Origin of the sequence: Pseudomonas abietaniphila (assembly GCF_039697315.1) — a bacterium.
Classification (GTDB): Bacteria; Pseudomonadota; Gammaproteobacteria; order Pseudomonadales; family Pseudomonadaceae; genus Aquipseudomonas; species Aquipseudomonas abietaniphila_B.
On the sequence record NZ_CP155619.1, the window covers coordinates 2,847,381 to 2,866,428 of the forward strand.

The following is a 19,048-nucleotide window of genomic DNA, read 5'->3' on the forward strand; positions in this document are numbered from 1 at the left end:
GCTAGTTACGCCTTGGCTTTCTTGGCAGCGCGGGTACGCTCGCTTTCGTCGAGGATCTTCTTGCGAAGACGGATCGACTTAGGCGTGACTTCGCACAGCTCGTCTTCCTGGATGTATTCCAGAGCCTGTTCCAGGGTGAAGCGAACAGGTGGAACCAGAGCGATGGTCTCGTCTTTACCCGAAGCACGCATGTTGTCGAGCTTCTTGCCCTTGGTAGGGTTGACGCCCAGGTCGTTGTCACGGCTGTTCTGGCCAACGATCTGACCGTTGTAGATTTCCTGACCGTGTTCAACGAACAGCTTGCCACGCGCCTGCAGGGTTTCCAGGGAGTAGGTCAGTGCCTTACCGGTTTCAACCGAAACCAGAACGCCGTTCTGACGACCGGACATGTGGCCCGACTTCACGGTGTCGTAGCGATCGAAGATCGAGGTCAGGATGCCAGCACCGTTGGTCAGGGTCAGGAACTGGTTACGGAAACCGATCAGACCACGAGCAGGGATGTTGTATTCCAGACGCACACGGCCTTTCCCATCCGGCACCATGTTGCTCAGGTCGCCCTTACGCAGACCCATCTCTTCCATGACCTTGCCCTGCGATTCTTCAGGGATGTCGATGGTCACGTTTTCGTACGGTTCTTGCTTGACCCCGTCAACTTCACGAATGATCACTTCAGGACGGCCCAGGGCCAGCTCGAAGCCTTCGCGACGCATGGTTTCGATCAGTACCGAGAGGTGCAGCTCACCACGGCCGGATACTTTGAACTTGTCAGCGGAGTCGCCTTCCTCAACGCGCAGTGCAACGTTGTACAGCAGCTCTTTGTCCAGACGGTCCTTGATGTTACGGGACGTCACGAACTTGCCTTCTTTACCGCAGAATGGCGAGTCGTTGACCTGGAAGGTCATGGAAACGGTTGGCTCGTCAACGGTCAGCGGCTTCATCGCTTCAACGACAGTCGGGTCGCACAGGGTGTCGGAGATGAACAGCTCTTCGAAGCCGCTGATGCAGACGATGTCGCCGGCAGCTGCTTCTTCGACGTCGATGCGGTGCAGACCGTGGTGACCCATCAGCTTGAGGATACGACCGTTGCGACGCTTGCCGTCAGCGCTGATCGCCACAACCGGGGTGTTCGGCTTGACGCGACCGCGAGCGATACGGCCAACACCGATGACGCCCAGGAAGCTGTTGTAGTCCAGTGCCGAAATCTGCATCTGGAAAGGACCGTCACGGTCAACTTTCGGCGCAGGGACGTGATCGACGACCGCTTGGTACAGCGGGGTCATGTCTTCGGCCATCTCGTTGTGGTCCAGACCTGCGATGCCGTTGATGGCCGAGGCGTAGACGACCTGGAAGTCCAGTTGCTCTTCGGTAGCGCCCAGGTTGTCGAACAGATCGAAGATCTGGTCCAGAACCCAATCAGGACGCGCGCCCGGACGGTCAACCTTGTTGATGACCACGATTGGACGCAGGCCGGCTTCGAACGCCTTCTTGGTCACGAAACGGGTTTGCGGCATAGGGCCATCTTGAGCGTCGACCAGCAGCAGAACGGAGTCAACCATCGACATCACGCGCTCTACTTCACCACCGAAGTCGGCGTGGCCCGGGGTGTCAACGATGTTGATGTGGTAGCCATTCCAGTTGATCGCGGTGTTCTTCGCGAGAATGGTAATACCGCGCTCTTTTTCCTGGTCGTTGGAGTCCATCACGCGTTCGTCGTTGAGCTCGTTGCGCTCAAGGGTGCCGGACTGGCGCAAAAGCTTGTCGACGAGGGTGGTTTTACCGTGGTCAACGTGAGCAATGATGGCGATGTTGCGTAGATTTTCGATCACTTGTGTATCTCGATCAGAGGATTCGGTCAGCTGCTTAGTGTAGGCAGCTATGAACAGTAGAGCCGGCTAAAGCCGTTACGGCTGACGACTGGTGTCGGGGGGCCGGTGACGCAAGCCACAGGCAAACAGCCCCGGGCACTTAGCTCGGTCGATAAACGCGCACATTGGCATGCCCCTCACTGAGCAAATGATGAGCATGCAGGCGACTCATGACGCCTTTGTCGCAATACAGCAGGTACTGGCGCGTGTGATCCAGTTCCTTGAAACGGCTGTTCAGTGCAAAGAACGGCAGCGTTTGTACTTCAACGCCCGACAGTTCCAGCGGACGGTCTTCGGCTTCATCCGGGTGACGGATGTCGATGACCACCTGTCCGGCCAGAGCCTGACTGACTTCTTCGACCTGAACGTCCTGGCCCAATTCCTCGATCACGCGATCGATGGGCACCATACGGGCGTTTTCGAGCGCACGCTCGAGTACCGCCATGTCGAATTCTTTTTCTTCATGCTCAACGCGGTTCCGTTTGGCCGCGGTCTTTGGATTGACCGAGATCACACCGCAGTATTCAGGCATGTGCCGGGCAAAATCGCCGGTGCCGATCTCGTCGGCCAGGTCGATGATGTCCTGCTTGTGACTGGCGATCAGCGGGCGCAGAACCAGCTTCTCCGTCACGCAATCGATGACCGACAGGTTAGGCAGTGTCTGACTGGACACCTGCGAAATCGCTTCGCCGGTCACCAGCGCGTCGATTTCCAGCCTGTCGGCGATATTGGTCGCAGCGCGCAACATCATACGCTTCAATACTACGCCCATATGACTGTTATCGACTTTTCCGAGAATTTCTCCCAGAACTTCCTCGAACGGTACGCTGATGAACAGGACCCGTTGCGAGCTGCCGTACTTCTTCCAGATGAAGTGCGCGACTTCCATCACGCCCAGTTCATGGGCCCTGCCGCCCAGATTAAAGAAGCAGAAATGGCTCATCAGGCCACGGCGCATCACCTGATACGCCGCGACGGTGGAATCGAAACCACCCGACATCAACACCAGCGTCTGCTCCAGCGAGCCCAGCGGATAACCGCCGATGCTGTTGTGCTGGCTGTGAATCACGAATAACCGTTTGTCGCGAATCTCGATGCGCACCTCAACTTCAGGCGCTTTCAGGGAGATTCCGGCCGCACCGCATTCGCGACGCAGTTTGCTGCCCACGTACTTCTCGACGTCCATCGAGCTGAAGTCGTGATGACCGGCACGCTTGCAGCGCACCGAGAAAATCTTGCCAGGCAGGGCATCACCGAAGTGCAGCTTGCACTTCTCATAGATGTCATCCATGTCGCCTAGCGGGTACTGATCGACCTGCAGGAAATGGGCGATGCCGGGCATGCAGCTCAGACGCTCGGTCATCTCGTGCAGGACCTTCGCATCCTCGACCTTCGTTTCGACCTCAAGGTTGTCCCACACGCCATCCACCACCAGCGCCGGATCCAGATCACGGAGCACGGTACGGATGTTTTTGGCCAGCTGCTTGATGAAGCGCTTGCGTACAGGCCGGCTTTTGATAGTGATTTCCGGGAAAACTTTGACGATTAGTTTCATGAAAACAGCGCGCGAGGTGCCGGTCGAAAAAGGGGGGCGCGGATTATAGCGGAAATTGCTCAAGGTTTAACCAGTTATCGTATAGCCGATCATCAGCGCACCAAAAAGTGACTGTATACAATCCTGACGCACCGTTAAGGTGCGCCGCTTTTCACAATTGCGACGTTTTACGCCCTAAAACCGGTTGTTTTCCGCGGAAAACCCAACACAGGGCACTGGCATGCAAATTGCTCCCTTGTGAGGCAGGTTGCCTTGGCCGACTATCGCGCCCGGCATCACCCAAATTAAAGGGCCCACCACTACTCAGCCCTAATCCACCCCGGAGGACAACATGTCGAAGTCGGTTCAACTCATCAAAGATCATGACGTTAAGTGGATTGATCTGCGCTTCACGGACACCAAAGGCACTCAGCACCACGTGACCATGCCAGCTCGCGATGCGCTGGAAGACGATTTCTTCGAAGTCGGCAAAATGTTCGACGGTTCCTCCATCTCTGGCTGGAAAGGCATCGAAGCCTCCGACATGATCCTGCTGCCGGACGACGAAACCGCCGTTCTGGACCCGTTCACCGAAGAGCCGACCCTGATCCTGGTGTGCGACATCATCGAACCTTCGACCATGCAAGGTTACGACCGCGACCCACGCGCTATCGCTCACCGCGCCGAGGAATACCTGAAGTCCACCGGTATCGGTGACACCGTATTCGCCGGTCCAGAGCCAGAATTCTTCATCTTCGACGAAGTGAAGTTCAAATCCGACATCTCCGGTTCCATGTTCAAGATCTTCTCCGAACAAGGCTCCTGGATGTCCGACGCTGACATCGAAGGCGGCAACAAGGGCCACCGTCCTGGTATCAAAGGCGGCTACTTCCCGGTTCCACCGTTCGACCACGACCACGAAATCCGCACCGCAATGTGCAACGCCCTGGAAGAGATGGGCCAGGTCGTCGAAGTTCACCACCACGAAGTGGCAACTGCTGGCCAGAACGAAATCGGCGTGAAATTCAACACGCTGGTCAAGAAGGCTGACGAAGTTCAGACCCTGAAGTACGTTGTACACAACGTTGCCGACGCTTACGGCCGCACCGCTACCTTCATGCCTAAGCCTCTGTACGGCGACAACGGTTCGGGTATGCACGTCCACATGTCCATCGCCAAAGATGGCAAGAACACCTTCGCGGGCGAAGGCTATGCCGGCCTGTCCGACACCGCCCTGTACTTCATCGGCGGTATCATCAAGCACGGTAAGGCGCTGAACGGCTTCACCAACCCGTCGACCAACTCCTACAAGCGTCTGGTCCCAGGTTTCGAAGCTCCGGTCATGCTGGCCTACTCGGCTCGCAACCGTTCCGCTTCGATCCGTATTCCTTACGTCTCCAGCCCACGCGGCCGTCGTATCGAAGCACGTTTCCCGGACCCATCGGCTAACCCATACCTGGCCTTCGCAGCCCTGTTGATGGCTGGCCTGGACGGTATCCAGAACAAGATCCACCCTGGCGATGCAGCTGACAAAAACCTGTACGACCTGCCACCTGAAGAGGCTGCAGAGATCCCACAAGTTTGCGGCAGCCTGAAAGAAGCGCTGGAAGAACTGGACAAGGGCCGTGCGTTCCTGACCAAAGGCGGCGTGTTCAGCGACGACTTCATCGACGCTTACATCGCGCTGAAATCGGAAGAAGAAATCAAGGTACGTACCTTCGTACACCCACTGGAATACGAGCTGTACTACAGCTGCTGATCCAGTCGCGCCAGCCGCTGGCTGCGTGAATGAAAGGCCTCCTTCGGGAGGCCTTTTTTATTGTGCAATGCGTTGGCTATAAATATGTACCGCAGATGGAAAAACCGCTTCCGGCAACCTTGTGTCTCTGCTCGTCTACAGCACAAGGATTTTGTTCATGTTCAAACCTGGTTCTGCCTGCCTGCTCCTGGCGATGATCACCCTCGGCGGATGCGTCACCGCTCAGACGTCCAGTACTTCTGGCGCCTCGGGCGTGCAATCAACCGTTCTGCTGAAAAGCTCAAGCTCCTGGGATGGCGTGTCTTATGACGCCTACCCTGCCAGCAAGCCTGAGCTGACGGTTGTGAATATCAAAATCCCCGCCAACACCGCCCTCAAATGGCACGAACACCCAATGCCCAATGCGGCCTACGTCGTGTCCGGCCACCTCACGGTGGAAACCCGGGAAGGGGGTCAGTCGATTCTGCTCAAGCCGGGCGATGTGCTGCCTGAAATGGTCAACCGGCAGCACCGAGGCTTAACGGGGAATACTGCGGTGGAGCTCGTTGTCTTCTATGCGGGTACCCCGGGAATGCCGCTCTCGTCCAGCCAACGTGATAAATAGTGATCGTTCGGTCATCCGTGAGTGCATAACAATGCTTAAACAACTCCAACTCGTTGCCTTAACCTGCGGCCTGGTCTCAAGCGGCCTTCACGCCGCCCCCGCTCAGCAGCCTCCCGTGCAACTTCAGCCACTGATTGCGGCCATGGAGCTGAGGCTGGAAATTGCCAATGACGTGGCGCGCAGCAAATGGCACAGCGGCAAGCCGGTGCAGGACAGTGAGCGTGAGCGTCAGGTGATCCAGAACGCCGAATCACGGGCCGGCGAATTCAAGCTGACTGGCGACGACGTACGCGAATTCATGACGGCGCAGATGGAGGCCAACAAGATGGTGCAATACGCGCGCATCGAACAATGGCGCGAAACCGGCCACTCCCCGGAGAAACCCGATGTCAGCTTGACCGACGGCATTCGGGGTCGGCTGGATACGCTGCTGCCAGTGCTGGTGCAGAGTTACTCGGCGTTTCAGCCTTATCGCAGCGATACCCGATGTTCAGGCTGGGTGCAGTCGCAGATCCAGCAACAGACAGGTGATCCCGTGATAGTGACCGCCCTGCAACGAGCGACGGGCGATCTCTGCCGGACAACGGCGCTGCAGTGAGCGGACGCGCAGGTCCGCTTCTCAAATGACACCGTCGATCAGTATTCCTCTATGCTGCCCCGTGCCGCGCGATGCATTTAGCGCGACACCATTGCTGGTTGTCCTGATCGCTGCCCTGGAGTGTTCATGCGTCAATGTCTCGCCCTTCTGCTGCTGGTGCTTGCACTGCCCGCTGCCGCGCAGATCTACAAGTACACCGACGCCAACGGCAACACGGCCTACAGCAACCAGCCGCCCAACGGAACCCGGGCCGAGACGGTCGAGTTGCCACCGCTCAATAGCGTACCGACCGTTGCACCGGCGCCCGCCACCACGAGTGCGCCACAAAACCAGAGCCAGGCACAGCAAAACACAGCGGCCTACACCGTGCTGGAACTGACCGACCTGCCGGATGGCGAAGCGTTGCGCGCCAACAACGGCAGCTTTACGGTCGGCGTGGCAATCCAGCCACGCCTGCAGTCGGGGCATCTGCTGCAATTGGTAATCGATGGCAGACCTTACGGCCAGCCCACCAATATCCCGCGCCTGCAAGTGATGGAGCTCGATCGTGGCGAGCACAGCCTTGCCGTACAGGTCCTGCAGGGCGCCCAGTTGATCCAGCAAAGCCAGACCATCACCCTCACAGTGCAGCGAGTCCATGTCGGTAAACCTTAAAACCACCTGGCTGCAATGCGCGCTTGTTTGCCTGTTGATGCTCATCGGTCACTCGGCGGTTGCCGAGGTGTACACCTACATCGACGCGGAAGGTAATCGGGTATTCACCGATCAACCGCGACGCAATGCCAAAAAGGTCGACATCGCCCCGAGCAACCAGATCAAGGCCGCACCGAAGAAACCCAGTCAGGCATCCAGCGCGAAGACCAAGCCCGGCCCTTTGTTTCGGTATCAGTTGCTGCGCATTCTGGCGCCGGAGCCGGACAGCACGATTCGCGATATACAAGGCAACCTTATCGTGACCGTCACCAACGACCCCGAGCTGCAACCCGGACACACCTATCGCCTGTTGCTGGACAGCAAGGTGTACGGCGAAGCCACTCGCAGCCCGGTGTTTCCACTGACCAACATTGATCGCGGTACGCATCAACTGTCGGTCGAGATCGTTGACGAGTTCGGCAGGGTGGCGGAACGGACGCCCAATCAGCCGTTCCACATGCTGCGGATATCCCTCGCGCAAAAGCGCCTCGCTCAACCCTGCAAGACCGAAGATTACGGCGCGCGCCCCGAATGCCCGATCAAGGACAAGCCGCCGGAAGAGAAGAGCAGCTTCCTGCCTTTTTTCTGATAACACGGTCCTGAGCGGCCAAGCTCCACAATGGTGCACAACCTGAACGAGCGCGCCGTTTAAAAGCCCATTTTGGTTCACGAATCGTCTGCCACTGCTCACTCTTCGGGCTGACTGTCCAAAAAACGCCCGAAATGACTCGATCGGCGCTTCTTTTCGGAGCCTTGGTTTGGTTTTTGCATTTTCTATCAAATAAGCATCGGCAAGCCCGTAACAACAGGCTTTCCAACGCTGGCGAAGACCAACCAGAGCCTGCACGTTTGGGCCCTCCCACGTGTAATGTGCCAAAAGAGGTCAACGAGATTCATGACTATCAGCGATACGTTGCACCGACTGTTACTCGACAACCTGACCACTGCCACGATTCTGCTCAACTCGGACTTGCGCCTGGAGTACATGAATCCTGCAGCTGAAATGCTGCTGGCGATCAGTGGTCAGCGCAGCCACGGGCAATTCATCAGTGAGCTGTTCACCGAGTCCGCCGAAGCCCTCAGTTCGCTTCGTCAAGCGGTGGAGCAGGCGCATCCGTTCACCAAGCGTGAAGCCATGCTGACCGCGCTGACCGGACAGACACTGACGGTCGATTACGCGGTGACGCCGATTCTGTCGCAAGGCGAAACCATGTTGCTGCTGGAAGTCCATCCACGGGATCGCCTGCTGCGCATCACCAAGGAAGAGGCTCAGCTGTCGAAGCAGGAAACCACCAAAATGCTGGTGCGTGGCCTTGCCCATGAAATAAAGAATCCGCTTGGCGGGATTCGCGGCGCCGCACAGCTGCTGGCGCGCGAACTGCCGGAAGAGAGCCTCAAGGACTACACCAACGTCATCATCGAGGAAGCCGATCGCCTGCGTAACCTGGTGGACAGGATGCTGGGCTCGAACAAGCTGCCCTCGTTGGCCATGACCAACGTTCATGAAGTGCTGGAACGCGTCTGCAGCCTGGTTGAAGCCGAGAGTCAGGGCTGCATCACACTGGTGCGCGATTACGATCCGAGCATCCCGGACGTGTTGATCGATCGGGATCAAATGGTTCAGGCCGTGCTCAACATTGTGCGCAATGCCATGCAGGCCATCAGCGGGCAGAACGAGCTGCGTCTTGGCCGGATCAGCCTGCGAACTCGCGCCATGCGCCAGTTCACGATAGGTCACGTGCGGCATCGGCTGGTCAGCAAAATCGAGATCATCGACAACGGTCCGGGCATCCCGCCGGAACTTCAAGAAACCATTTTCTACCCAATGGTCAGTGGCCGTCCGGACGGTACCGGGCTGGGCCTTGCCATCACCCAGAACATCATCAGTCAGCACCAGGGGCTGATCGAGTGTGACAGCCATCCTGGCCACACAACTTTCTCGATCTTCTTGCCGCTGGAACAAGGAGCAGCTTCGACATGAGCCGTAGTGAAACTGTCTGGATCGTCGATGACGACCGTTCCATCCGCTGGGTACTGGAAAAGGCCTTGCAGCAAGAAGGCATGACCACACAGAGCTTCGACAGTGCCGATGGCGTCATGAGCCGCCTGGCCCGTCAGCAACCGGACGTGATCATTTCCGACATTCGCATGCCGGGCGCCAGTGGCCTGGACCTGTTGGCGCGCATTCGCGAACAGCATCCACGCCTGCCGGTCATCATCATGACTGCGCACTCGGACCTGGACAGTGCCGTGGCCTCGTATCAAGGCGGCGCCTTCGAGTACCTGCCCAAGCCGTTCGACGTCGACGAAGCGGTTTCGCTGGTCAAGCGTGCCAATCAGCACGCTCAGGAACAACAGGGCATGGACGTCGCGCCTACCCTGACCCGCACCCCTGAAATCATCGGCGAAGCGCCGGCAATGCAGGAAGTGTTTCGCGCCATCGGTCGCTTGAGTCACTCCAATATCACGGTGTTGATCAACGGTGAGTCCGGTACCGGTAAGGAACTGGTCGCTCACGCCCTGCACCGCCACAGCCCGCGCTCGGCCTCGCCTTTTATCGCCCTGAACATGGCGGCGATCCCGAAGGATTTGATGGAGTCGGAACTGTTCGGCCATGAAAAAGGCGCGTTCACCGGTGCAGCGAACCTGCGTCGCGGACGTTTCGAGCAGGCCGACGGCGGCACCTTGTTTCTCGACGAAATCGGCGACATGCCGGCCGACACACAGACACGCCTGCTGCGTGTACTGGCAGACGGCGAGTTCTATCGGGTCGGTGGTCACACGCCGGTCAAGGTCGATGTACGGATCATTGCCGCCACTCACCAGAATCTGGAAACCCTGGTTCAGGCCGGCAAATTCCGTGAGGACTTGTTCCACCGCCTGAACGTGATTCGCATCCACATTCCGCGCATGTCCGATCGTCGTGAAGATATCCCGACGCTCGCCAGGCATTTCCTCAGCCGCGCCGCGCAAGAGCTCGCGGTCGAACCAAAGCTGCTGAAAGCCGAGACCGAGGAATACCTCAAGCACCTTCCGTGGCCGGGCAACGTACGCCAGCTGGAAAACACCTGCCGCTGGATCACCGTCATGGCCTCGGGCCGTGAAGTGCACATCAGCGATCTGCCGCCAGAGCTGCTGAGCCTGCCGCAGGACGCAGCACCGGTCACCAACTGGGAACAAGCCCTGCGTCAATGGGCGGACCAGGCACTGGCACGCGGTCAATCCAGCCTGCTGGACAGCGCGGTACCGACCTTCGAACGCATCATGATCGAAACCGCCCTGAAGCATACCGCGGGCCGTCGTCGCGACGCCGCCGTGTTGCTGGGCTGGGGCCGCAACACCTTGACCCGCAAGATCAAAGAGTTGGGCATGAAGGTTGATGGTGGGGATGACGACGAAGGGGATGAGGGCTAAGAGACTCCAGCGCGCGCCCCTTTATCTGTAGGGGCGCGCCTGGTTTGTATCCTCCTCGGTACCGTTACTCAGCCGAGGACGGCTTCTCCCACAGATTGATCCCGCCTTCCACCGCGAATCGATCAATCTCCGCCAGCTCTTCCTGACTGAACTCAAGGTTGTCCAGGGCGCCGACGTTTTCGATGATCTGCTCAGGGCGGCTTGCACCGATCAGCGCTGAGGTGACACGCGGATCGCGCAGTGTCCAGGCCAAGGCCATCTGCGCCAGGCTCTGACCGCGGCGTTTAGCGATCTCGTTCAGCGCGCGGACGTGCTCGATGTTCTGCTCGGACAGGTGCGACGCCTGCAGCGAACCGCCGCCCGGACGGTTGACCCGCGCATCCTTCGGAATGCCGTTCAGGTATTTGTCCGACAGCAGACCCTGCGCCAGTGCCGTGAAGGCGATAACGCCGGAGCCCAGCTCTTCGGTCGTGTCCAGCAGGTCCTTTTCAACCCAGCGATTGAGCAGGTTGTAGGCGGGCTGGTGAATCAGCAGCGGGACTTTCCACTCTTTCAGCAAACCGGCGATCTCGCGGGTTTTTGCGCCCGAGTATGAAGAGATACCGATGTACAGCGCCTTGCCCTGCTGTACTGCGGTCGCCAACGCGCCAGCGGTTTCTTCCAGCGGGGTGTCCGGGTCGAAGCGGTGTGAATAAAAGATATCCACATAATCCAGACCCATGCGCTGCAGGCTCTGATCGAGGCTCGCCAGCACGTACTTGCGTGAACCACCGCCCTGACCGTAAGGGCCCGGCCACATGTCCCAGCCGGCTTTGGTGGAGATGATCAGCTCGTCGCGGTATTGCTTGAAGTCTTCGCGCAGGAGGCGGCCGAAGTTGATTTCAGCGCTGCCGTACGGCGGGCCATAGTTGTTGGCGAGGTCAAAGTGGTTGATGCCCAGATCGAATGCGGTCCGCAGCATGGCACGCTGAGTGTCCATGGGGGTGCTGTCGCCGAAGTTGTGCCACAGGCCCATCGACAAGGCAGGCAACACCAGGCCGCTGCGGCCTACTCGACGATACGGGACGCGTTCATAGCGGTTTTGAGCAGCGATGTACGTCATTCAATCCTCTCTTTCTTGTCTGAATGATGAGTGGCCCGTTACGGCTCAGGTCTCTCTTTCGGATGTTCTACAGCTGAATCGGTTCAAGGCCTACGGGCGATTTTCCCAAGCCTGATGGGCAGGAATACAGAGAACCGATAGCAAAGCGTTAAAGCGAGTATATTCAGCCTCGGCAGCTGCCGAAAAATGCTTATTTCCTCTCGCTGGTATCGGTTTCTGATATGGATATTCGTCAACTCAGTGCGTTCATCGCGGTCTTTGAAGAGCGCAATATCACGTCGGCGGCGCAACGTCTGTTTACCAGCCAGCCGACGCTTTCGGTCACCATTCGCCAGCTCGAAGAGGCACTGGGCACGACGTTGTTCCAGCGCTTGCCCCGCGGAGTGGACGTGACGGATGACGCACGCACGCTTTATCCACAGGCTCGGCGATTGCTGGCCGAAGCCCATGCGCTGAGCAATCAGTTTCGGCAACGCAACGATCGGTTGGCACTCGACATCGGCGTCGAAGGTGACATCGCCTCCAGCCACCTCGAAGCTTTTCTGGCGTTGGCTTATCAGGTCGTCCCGAATCTGTTGCTCACGTTGCAGGACGGGTGCAGCGGCGATGCGCGGCTCTCGGTGGAAGAGGATTGCTGCGAGGACGAACTGTTTCTGCCGCTATGGGAGGAGCCGTTTGTGCTGGCGATCCCAGCCCAGCATCCACTGGCACAGGAGGCCGCACTGGATGAGGCCGACCTTGCCAACGTTCAATGGATCACCTGTCCCTCTCATCCTTCCCATCAGCGCCTGATGGAACTGTACAACCGCAGCTCCGCCTCCGTGGCCGCGACAGCCGGCACGTTCACGCTGGCGCTGCGGCTGGTGGCAGCGGGCGCGGGATTGGCGATGCTGCCTGAGTCCATGGCCAGTCACCATTCAGGCGTCACCACCCGAACAGCGAAGACCCCCAATCTCAATCGCCGGGTCGGGCTGTGTTACGCGGCGCAGGCCCTGGATACCCCGGCATTGCGTTTGCTGCACGCGCACCTGCAGGGAAACACCGCGCTGTAGACGTGAGCTTGATCGCTAACGCACCAGATGCAAGAACTGCATGTGCCGTTCGTACTGGTCGAGGATGTCGTTGATGACCTGCTCCTTGGTGTAGCCGACCAGATCGTAGTCCTGACTCCCTTCGCTCAGATGAACCTCGGCACGGTAATAGCGGCGGTTGTTCAGTTGCTTGGAGCCCATCCCGGCCCGGGCGAAGGACGGCGTGAAATAGCCACGCATGGTCACCTGATAGATGAACGGCCGCTCTTCGCCATGCCCGATTTCAAGGCCCACCGTGTGATTGGCCGGATCAGGTTGAGTCACCACGCTCAGGCCTTTTTCCACGAACACCGCAGTAACATCCTCGATGGCCGGACGTACGGTTTGATCCAGGAACCGATAGACCTCATCACGCGACGGGAAATGCACCGCCTGACTCAGACGTTGACGCCAACCGCCGCGCCGAGCGCCTGATACCGGCGCCAGGGAATACAGCTGCGCGATCTGGCGTTGCGACTCCATGTAAAACGCTTTGTGCAGGCCCCACATCATCAGCAGCAGGATCAGCGAAAACGGCAACGACGTCAGCACCACCGCCGACTTCAGCGCATCGATGCTGCCGGAGAACAGCAGACCGCTGGTAATCAACGCCGTCATCACGCCCCAGAACACCCGCAACCACTTCGGACCGTCTTCATCCGGACTGCCGCCTTTTGCGGAAAGCGTGGACAGCACGACAGTGCCCGAATCCGCCGAGGTCACGAAGAACACAAAGCTGATGAACACGGTGACCGCGATGACGGTCTTGCTCCAGGGATAACTCTGCAGCATCAGGTACAGCGCCATGGACGGGTCGTCGATAGCCGCCTGCCCCAACGCGGTCATGCCGTGGTTGAGCACTTGATCGATGGCGCTGTTGCCGAAGATCGACATCCAGGCCAGCGTGAAGCCCAAGGGAATCAGCAGCACGCCGCAGACGAACTCGCGGATGGTCCGACCGCGCGAGATACGCGCGATGAACAGCCCGACGAAGGGCGACCAGGCAATCCACCACGCCCAATAGAACACCGTCCAGCCACCCAGCCAGTCGCTGGGACCGTTATACGCATAGACGTCGAAACTCTTGGATGGCAGCGCGCCGAGGTAATCGCCGATGTTCTGCACCAGTGTATTGAGCAAGTGCTGGGTCGGCCCGGCGAACAGCACAAACAGCAGCAGCGCGCAGGCCAGCAGCATGTTGATGTCCGACATGACGCGCACGCCCTTGTCGACGCCGGCGACCGCAACCAGAATCGCCGCGCCCATCATCAATGTGATCAGGCCCACTTGAATCCACTGGGTGTGCGGCACGCCAAACAGGTAGTCCAGCCCGGAATTCAGGTGCAGTACGCCGAACCCCATGTCGGCACCCAGACCGAAAATGGTTGCGATGATCCCGAAACCGTCCACGGCATACCCGATCGGGCCATTGATGCGTTTGCCGATCAGCGGATACAGCGCCGAACGCAGCGCGAGCGGCAGGTTGTGGCGGTACGCGAAGTACGCCAGGGCCATGCCGACGAACGCGAACACGCCCCAACCGTGCAGGCCCCAGTGCAGAAACAGCAACTGCATGGCCTGGCGCGCAGATTCAGTCGTACCGCCCTCGCCTTGAGGCGGCTGCATGAGGTGGGTCAGCGGTTCGGAGACGCAGAAAAAGAACAGCGTGATGCTGATCCCGGCCGCGAACAACATGCCGGCCCATGACAGGTAGCTGAATTCGGGCTCGTCATGATCCGCGCCGAGCTTGATCTTGCCGTATCCCGAAAGGGCCGTGACCACCACAAACAGCAGATACAGCGTCATGGCGAGCATGTAGTACCAGCCAACGGTGTTGGCAGCCCAGTTTTGAGCGGCCAGAAGCCACTCTCCAGCTGCTTGGGGAAAGCTGATGACGACAACACCAAAGATCAGGAGAAAGCTGGCGGCGAAATAGAAAACGGGAGCGTTCATGCGAACGGGGGCGCTATTTTGAGCGCTTGGAATACTCATACAAATACCGCCTCTCGGGCGGAAAAAACATTCATGCAAATTCGATACGGCAAGGGCAGGCCTCCTGATGCGAGCGGGCAGCGAACCACCGGTTTAACTTGATTGAACGTTCAATTAAAACACGGAAAGGGGGCAAAGGACCAATTGCCGGTGCCTGGACGCTCGCTCACGCGGGGGTAGGACGTGTTGCCAAAGCCTTTCGTTCCGCGGGTTCCGGAGGAGTGATGGCGACGCGGATTAAAATTGCGGGAGGGCGCCTGATCGCGGGTGAGCGGTACATCCGGAAACGTATTCGTCGTCTGAACTGACGCATCGCGAGCAAGCTCACTCCTACAGGGAACGAGCCGTTTACACATCCTGCGGCCGACGGTGGGCCTGTAGGAGTGAGCTTGCTCGCGATACGTCAGTTCAGACGACGCAAAAACCTACTTCTGACTCCCGTCATCATGCTGCAGGTTCGCCTGGTTGACGTTGCTCCCCGGAGGAACGCCGCGGGTCAGCCAGACGTTACCGCCAATGGTCGAGCCCTTGCCGATGATGATGCGTCCCAGGATAGTGGCGCCGGCATAGATCACCACGTCATCCTCAACAATCGGGTGACGCGCGTGGCCTTTCTGCAATTGGCCGTCTTCGTCAGCCGGGAAGCGTTTCGCGCCAAGCGTCACCGCCTGATAGATACGCACGCGCTCGCCGATGATTGCGGTTTCGCCGATGACCACACCGGTTCCATGATCAATGAAGAAGCTCGGGCCGATCTTCGCGCCGGGATGGATGTCGATGCCGGTCGCCGAATGCGCCAGCTCCGAACTGATCCGCGCCAGCAACGGCAAGCCGTTGTTGTACAGGTGGTGAGCGAGACGGTGATGGATCACCGCCAGAATCCCCGGGTAGCACAGCAGCACTTCATCAACGCTGCGCGCGGCCGGGTCGCCGTGATAGGCCGCCAACACGTCGGTGTCGAGGATGCGGCGAATCTGCGGCAATGCGCTGGCGAAGTCCTGAATCAGGCGCTCAGCGTGTACATCGGCACAACTGGCATCCTCGCCACGCTGACGAGCGACGTACCGTAATTCCAGTCGCGCCTGAGCCAACAGCGAGTTGAGCGCTACGTCCAGCGTGTGGCCGACATAGAAGTCCTCGCTCTCTTCACGCAGGTCCACCGGACCGAGGCGCATCGGAAACAGCGCGCCACTCAGCGCTTCGAGAATGTCGCGAAGGGCTTCGCGGGAAGGCAACTCACGACCGCCCTTTTCGCCACTGACGCGACCGTTGCGAGTGCGCCAGTCATCACGTGCAGCACGCAGCTCACCCACAATCCGCTGCAACTGCCAGTGGCCGGTCACGCCCTGGGCACACGCCTCGGGAGACAATTCGGGAATAGTGCTCACGCAGGTTTCTCCTCAATTCGACGGCTCGTCAGGCTGGACATGGCCGAAGGTTGAGCCACTGTACGGCAAACATTTGGAGCAAAAAAATAACAATTTTAGTGAGGCTTTTGCCTAAGGGCTGAAGGAAATCGTCAGGTTGCCCTGTAGGTGTCGTCTGCCTATAGTCCAGCGACTCACTTTGAGACCTACAGACATCACCATGATCAAACAACAGCTCGACCGTTTTGACCGCCTCGAACTGCTCGGCGCTCCCACCCCTCTGGAGAAGCTCGAACGCCTGTCGGCCTGGGCCGGACGCGACATTTATGTGAAGCGCGACGACATCACGCCATTGGCCATGGGCGGCAATAAACTGCGCAAGCTGGAATATCTGGCGGCAGACGCACTGGCGCAGGGCGCCGACACGCTGATCACGGCGGGCGCGATTCAGTCCAACCATGTCCGTCAAACGGCCGCGCTGGCCGCAAAACTGGGCCTGAGTTGCGTCGCCTTGCTGGAAAACCCCATCGCCACCGAAGACAGCAATTACCTGGGCAACGGAAACCGGCTGCTGCTGGACTTGTTCGACGCCAAAGTCGAACTCGTCGAGAACCTGGACAACGCTGATGAGCAGTTGCAGGCGCTCGCGGCGCGCTTGCGCAACAGCGGCAAGAAACCGTATCTGGTGCCCATTGGCGGATCCAGCCCCATCGGTGCGCTGGGCTATGTCCGTGCCGGCTTCGAACTCGCCAAACAGATTCAATACAGCGGCGTCGAGTTCGCCGCGGTGGTGCTGGCCTCCGGTAGCGCCGGGACTCACAGCGGCCTGGGCCTGGCGCTGGCAGAAGCCCTGCCGCAATTGCCTGTCATTGGCGTCACCGTGTCTCGCCCGGAAGAAACCCAGGCACCCAAGGTTCAGGGACTGGCCGAGCGCACCGCCGAACTGCTGGGCGAACCGATGCCTTCTGCCTTCAAGGTCCAGCTGTGGGATGAGTATTACGGCCCTCGCTATGGTGAGCCCAACGCAGGCACGCTGTCGGCAATCAAGCTGGTGGCGAGTCAGGAAGGTCTGCTGCTGGATCCGGTCTACACCGGCAAAGCCATGGCCGGTCTGCTGGACGGTATCGGTCGGCAGCGCTTCGACGACGGTCCGATCATCTTTCTGCACACCGGCGGTGCGCCTGCGTTGTTTGCGTACCCGGACGTTTTCTCGGGCCAATGAGCCACACTACGCTCCTGTAGGAGCGTGGCTTGTCCCGCGATCGACTGCGCAGCAGTCGCAATTGCAGACCACTTGTTACATCTGACGCACCGAGATATTTGAAACTGCTGCCGGTGCCCGCCAGATCGCGGGACGAGCCACGCTCCTACAGGTCGATGGGCGGCGCGTGACTTCTATATGCATAAAACAAATAAGCGATTCGTTTTTAATTATTTTTAATCCTAAACGACTGCTTCTATGATCGCGCCGAACCACCGCATCAATACCCGGCAGAGCACTGAAAAAGCTGGATAAAAGCGCGGTGCCACAGTAGCTTCGTCAGGTCTGAAGCTTGCCTGACATTCCAATTAAAACAGGGGACTCACATGAACATGTCTGCAATCCGCCGCACCTTCCTGCTGTCGGCATTCAGCCTGGTGCTGGGCACCGGTCTGGTGACCCAAGCCGTCGCTGGCGAGCAACTGGCAACCATCAAAAAGAACGGCACCCTCAACGTCGGCCTGGAAGGCACTTACCCACCGTTCAGCTTCGTTGGCGAAGACGGCAAGCTGACCGGTTTCGAAGTCGAGTTCTCCGAGGCGCTGGCCAAGGAACTGGGCGTCAAGGTCAAGCTGAGCGCGACTCCATGGGCAGGCATTCTGGCCGCTCTGGAATCCAAGCGTCTGGACGTCGTGATCAACCAGGTCACCATCTCCGACGAGCGCAAGAAGAAGTATGACTTCTCCGAACCCTACACCGTGTCGGGCATTCAAGCGTTGGTGCAAACCAAGGACGCAGGCGTCATCAAGACCGCTGCTGATCTGAAAGGCAAGAAAGTCGGAGTAGGCCTGGGCACCAACTACGAAGAATGGCTGAAGGCCAACGTTCCGGACGCCATCGTCAAAACCTATGACGATGATCCGACCAAATACCAGGACCTGCGTGTAGGCCGCATCGACGCCATTCTGGTCGACCGTCTGGCCGCACTGGAACTGGTCGCCAAGACCAAGGACAAGCTGGCCGTTTCCGGCGAACCGTTCTCCCGTCAGGAAGCCGGTATCGCACTGCGCAAGGGCGAGCCTGAACTGCTGGACGCGATCAACAAGGCCATCGACAAACTGCGCGCCGACGGCACGCTCGCCAAGCTGTCGCAAAAGTACTTCAAGGCTGACGTGACCAAATGATTCCAGAGAGCCTACAGCTCGCGCTGGACTCCGCGCCCTTTCTGCTCAAGGGCGCGTATTACACGGTGGGTCTGAGTCTCGGATCGATGTTTTTCGGATTGGTGCTGGGCTTCGGCCTGGCACTGATGCGTTTGTCGAAGGTCTGGATCATCAGCGCCATCGCCAGGGTTTACGTGTCGTTCTTTCGCGGCACGCCCCTGCTGGTTCAGCTCTTCATGATTTATTACGGCCTGCCTGACCTCGGCATCGAACTGGATGCCATCAGTGCGGCGCTCATCGGTTTGTCGCTGAACATGGCCGCCTACGCCTGCGAGATCCTGCGCGCAGCGATTGGTGCCGTGGACAGGGGGCAGTGGGAAGCGGCCGCGAGTATCGGCATGACCCGCGCGCAGACCATGCGCCGCGCGATCCTGCCGCAAGCCGCACGCACCGCCCTGCCACCGCTGGGCAACAGCTTCATTTCGCTGGTCAAGGACACCGCCATGGCCGCCACCATCCAGGTACCGGAGGTGTTTCGCCAGGCGCAGTTGATTTCCTCGAGAACACTTGAGGTCTTCACCATGTATCTCACCGTCGCGGTGATCTACTGGGTGTTGTGCACGGTACTCGCGCACGTTCAGAACCGTCTGGAAGCACGGGCCAACCGCCACGACGTGGAGTCTTGA

The 19,048-nt window shown here is 59.0% G+C and carries 16 protein-coding genes; 11 read left to right on the plus strand and 5 right to left on the minus strand.

Annotated elements, in window-relative coordinates; genetic code table 11:
• Positions 1 to 5: 5 nt before the first annotated feature.
• Positions 6 to 1,826, minus strand: coding sequence for a translational GTPase TypA (typA, locus tag ABDX87_RS12690; RefSeq protein ID WP_074752425.1), 1,821 nt, complete (start codon positions 1,824 to 1,826; stop codon positions 6 to 8).
• Positions 1,827 to 1,965: 139 nt separating this feature from the next.
• Entirely contained in the window at positions 1,966 to 3,420 is a 1,455-nt protein-coding gene (thiI, locus tag ABDX87_RS12695) for a tRNA uracil 4-sulfurtransferase ThiI (RefSeq protein ID WP_346833151.1), read from the minus strand.
• A gap of 331 nt (positions 3,421 to 3,751) precedes the next feature.
• On the opposite strand from thiI, the gene glnA reads away from it, so the two are divergent.
• The 7 genes from glnA to ntrC all read left to right on the plus strand — a co-directional run bounded on the left by glnA (position 3,752) and on the right by ntrC (position 10,467).
• The gene (gene glnA / locus ABDX87_RS12700) at positions 3,752 to 5,158 is read left to right on the plus strand and encodes a glutamate--ammonia ligase (protein WP_062385596.1); all 1,407 of its coding nucleotides are present in this window, start codon (positions 3,752 to 3,754) and stop codon (positions 5,156 to 5,158) included.
• Positions 5,159 to 5,315: 157 nt separating this feature from the next.
• Positions 5,316 to 5,762, plus strand: a complete 447-nt coding sequence (locus tag ABDX87_RS12705) for a cupin domain-containing protein (RefSeq protein ID WP_431061231.1) — start codon at positions 5,316 to 5,318, stop codon at positions 5,760 to 5,762.
• A 31-nt stretch (positions 5,763 to 5,793) separates the two neighbouring features.
• The gene (locus ABDX87_RS12710) at positions 5,794 to 6,360 is read left to right on the plus strand and encodes a chorismate mutase (protein ID WP_346833152.1); all 567 of its coding nucleotides are present in this window, start codon (positions 5,794 to 5,796) and stop codon (positions 6,358 to 6,360) included.
• Positions 6,361 to 6,486: 126 nt separating this feature from the next.
• Positions 6,487 to 7,014 (plus strand): DUF4124 domain-containing protein, encoded by a 528-nt coding sequence (locus tag ABDX87_RS12715; RefSeq protein ID WP_346833153.1) that lies wholly within the window; start codon positions 6,487 to 6,489, stop codon positions 7,012 to 7,014.
• Between the two features lie 10 nt (positions 7,015 to 7,024).
• Positions 7,025 to 7,642: a DUF4124 domain-containing protein gene (locus ABDX87_RS12720; protein WP_346833502.1), complete on the plus strand. Its 618-nt coding sequence runs from the start codon at positions 7,025 to 7,027 to the stop codon at positions 7,640 to 7,642.
• A gap of 306 nt (positions 7,643 to 7,948) precedes the next feature.
• Positions 7,949 to 9,034 (plus strand): nitrogen regulation protein NR(II), encoded by a 1,086-nt coding sequence (glnL, locus tag ABDX87_RS12725; RefSeq protein ID WP_062385603.1) that lies wholly within the window; start codon positions 7,949 to 7,951, stop codon positions 9,032 to 9,034.
• On the plus strand, positions 9,031 to 10,467 hold the full coding sequence (gene ntrC, locus ABDX87_RS12730) for a nitrogen regulation protein NR(I) (protein WP_346833154.1): 1,437 nt from the start codon (positions 9,031 to 9,033) through the stop codon (positions 10,465 to 10,467). The genes glnL and ntrC overlap by 4 nt, the downstream gene beginning before the upstream one ends.
• 64 nt (positions 10,468 to 10,531) lie before the next feature.
• Here ntrC and mgrA read toward each other — a convergent pair whose 3' ends face one another.
• Positions 10,532 to 11,569 (minus strand): L-glyceraldehyde 3-phosphate reductase, encoded by a 1,038-nt coding sequence (gene mgrA, locus ABDX87_RS12735; protein WP_346833155.1) that lies wholly within the window; start codon positions 11,567 to 11,569, stop codon positions 10,532 to 10,534.
• 221 nt (positions 11,570 to 11,790) lie between these two features.
• On the opposite strand from mgrA, the gene ABDX87_RS12740 reads away from it, so the two are divergent.
• Positions 11,791 to 12,621, plus strand: coding sequence for a LysR family transcriptional regulator (locus ABDX87_RS12740; RefSeq protein WP_346833156.1), 831 nt, complete (start codon positions 11,791 to 11,793; stop codon positions 12,619 to 12,621).
• A 15-nt stretch (positions 12,622 to 12,636) separates the two neighbouring features.
• Here ABDX87_RS12740 and betT read toward each other — a convergent pair whose 3' ends face one another.
• Together betT and epsC are read right to left on the minus strand one after the other, a co-directional pair.
• The gene (gene betT, locus ABDX87_RS12745) at positions 12,637 to 14,592 is read right to left on the minus strand and encodes a choline transporter BetT (RefSeq protein WP_431061232.1); all 1,956 of its coding nucleotides are present in this window, start codon (positions 14,590 to 14,592) and stop codon (positions 12,637 to 12,639) included.
• Positions 14,593 to 15,056: 464 nt separating this feature from the next.
• On the minus strand, positions 15,057 to 16,001 hold the full coding sequence (gene epsC / locus ABDX87_RS12750; RefSeq protein ID WP_074752534.1) for a serine O-acetyltransferase EpsC: 945 nt from the start codon (positions 15,999 to 16,001) through the stop codon (positions 15,057 to 15,059).
• A gap of 217 nt (positions 16,002 to 16,218) precedes the next feature.
• Here epsC and ABDX87_RS12755 point away from each other — a divergent pair, with 217 nt between their 5' ends.
• The 3 genes from ABDX87_RS12755 to tcyL all read left to right on the plus strand — a co-directional run bounded on the left by ABDX87_RS12755 (position 16,219) and on the right by tcyL (position 19,048).
• Positions 16,219 to 17,220, plus strand: a complete 1,002-nt coding sequence (locus ABDX87_RS12755; RefSeq protein ID WP_346833158.1) for a D-cysteine desulfhydrase — start codon at positions 16,219 to 16,221, stop codon at positions 17,218 to 17,220.
• Between the two features lie 365 nt (positions 17,221 to 17,585).
• On the plus strand, positions 17,586 to 18,383 hold the full coding sequence (gene tcyJ, locus ABDX87_RS12760) for a cystine ABC transporter substrate-binding protein (RefSeq protein WP_346833159.1): 798 nt from the start codon (positions 17,586 to 17,588) through the stop codon (positions 18,381 to 18,383).
• A complete protein-coding gene (gene tcyL, locus ABDX87_RS12765) occupies positions 18,380 to 19,048 on the plus strand; it encodes a cystine ABC transporter permease (RefSeq protein WP_346833160.1) in 669 nt (222 codons plus the stop codon). Before tcyJ ends, tcyL begins: the two co-directional genes overlap by 4 nt.

What these genes read in the sequence shown, in the direction of transcription:
- thiI (WP_346833151.1), bottom strand. Translation starts at nt 3,420, where the DNA reads ATGAAACTAATCGTCAAAGTTTTCCCGGAAATCACTATCAAAAGCCGG.
- glnA (WP_062385596.1), top strand. Translation starts at nt 3,752, where the DNA reads ATGTCGAAGTCGGTTCAACTCATCAAAGATCATGACGTTAAGTGGATT.
- ABDX87_RS12705 (WP_431061231.1), top strand. Translation starts at nt 5,316, where the DNA reads ATGTTCAAACCTGGTTCTGCCTGCCTGCTCCTGGCGATGATCACCCTC.
- ABDX87_RS12710 (WP_346833152.1), top strand. Translation starts at nt 5,794, where the DNA reads ATGCTTAAACAACTCCAACTCGTTGCCTTAACCTGCGGCCTGGTCTCA.
- ABDX87_RS12715 (WP_346833153.1), top strand. Translation starts at nt 6,487, where the DNA reads ATGCGTCAATGTCTCGCCCTTCTGCTGCTGGTGCTTGCACTGCCCGCT.
- glnL (WP_062385603.1), top strand. Translation starts at nt 7,949, where the DNA reads ATGACTATCAGCGATACGTTGCACCGACTGTTACTCGACAACCTGACC.
- ntrC (WP_346833154.1), top strand. Translation starts at nt 9,031, where the DNA reads ATGAGCCGTAGTGAAACTGTCTGGATCGTCGATGACGACCGTTCCATC.
- mgrA (WP_346833155.1), bottom strand. Translation starts at nt 11,569, where the DNA reads ATGACGTACATCGCTGCTCAAAACCGCTATGAACGCGTCCCGTATCGT.
- ABDX87_RS12740 (WP_346833156.1), top strand. Translation starts at nt 11,791, where the DNA reads ATGGATATTCGTCAACTCAGTGCGTTCATCGCGGTCTTTGAAGAGCGC.
- betT (WP_431061232.1), bottom strand. Translation starts at nt 14,592, where the DNA reads ATGAACGCTCCCGTTTTCTATTTCGCCGCCAGCTTTCTCCTGATCTTT.
- ABDX87_RS12755 (WP_346833158.1), top strand. Translation starts at nt 16,219, where the DNA reads ATGATCAAACAACAGCTCGACCGTTTTGACCGCCTCGAACTGCTCGGC.
- tcyJ (WP_346833159.1), top strand. Translation starts at nt 17,586, where the DNA reads ATGAACATGTCTGCAATCCGCCGCACCTTCCTGCTGTCGGCATTCAGC.
- tcyL (WP_346833160.1), top strand. Translation starts at nt 18,380, where the DNA reads ATGATTCCAGAGAGCCTACAGCTCGCGCTGGACTCCGCGCCCTTTCTG.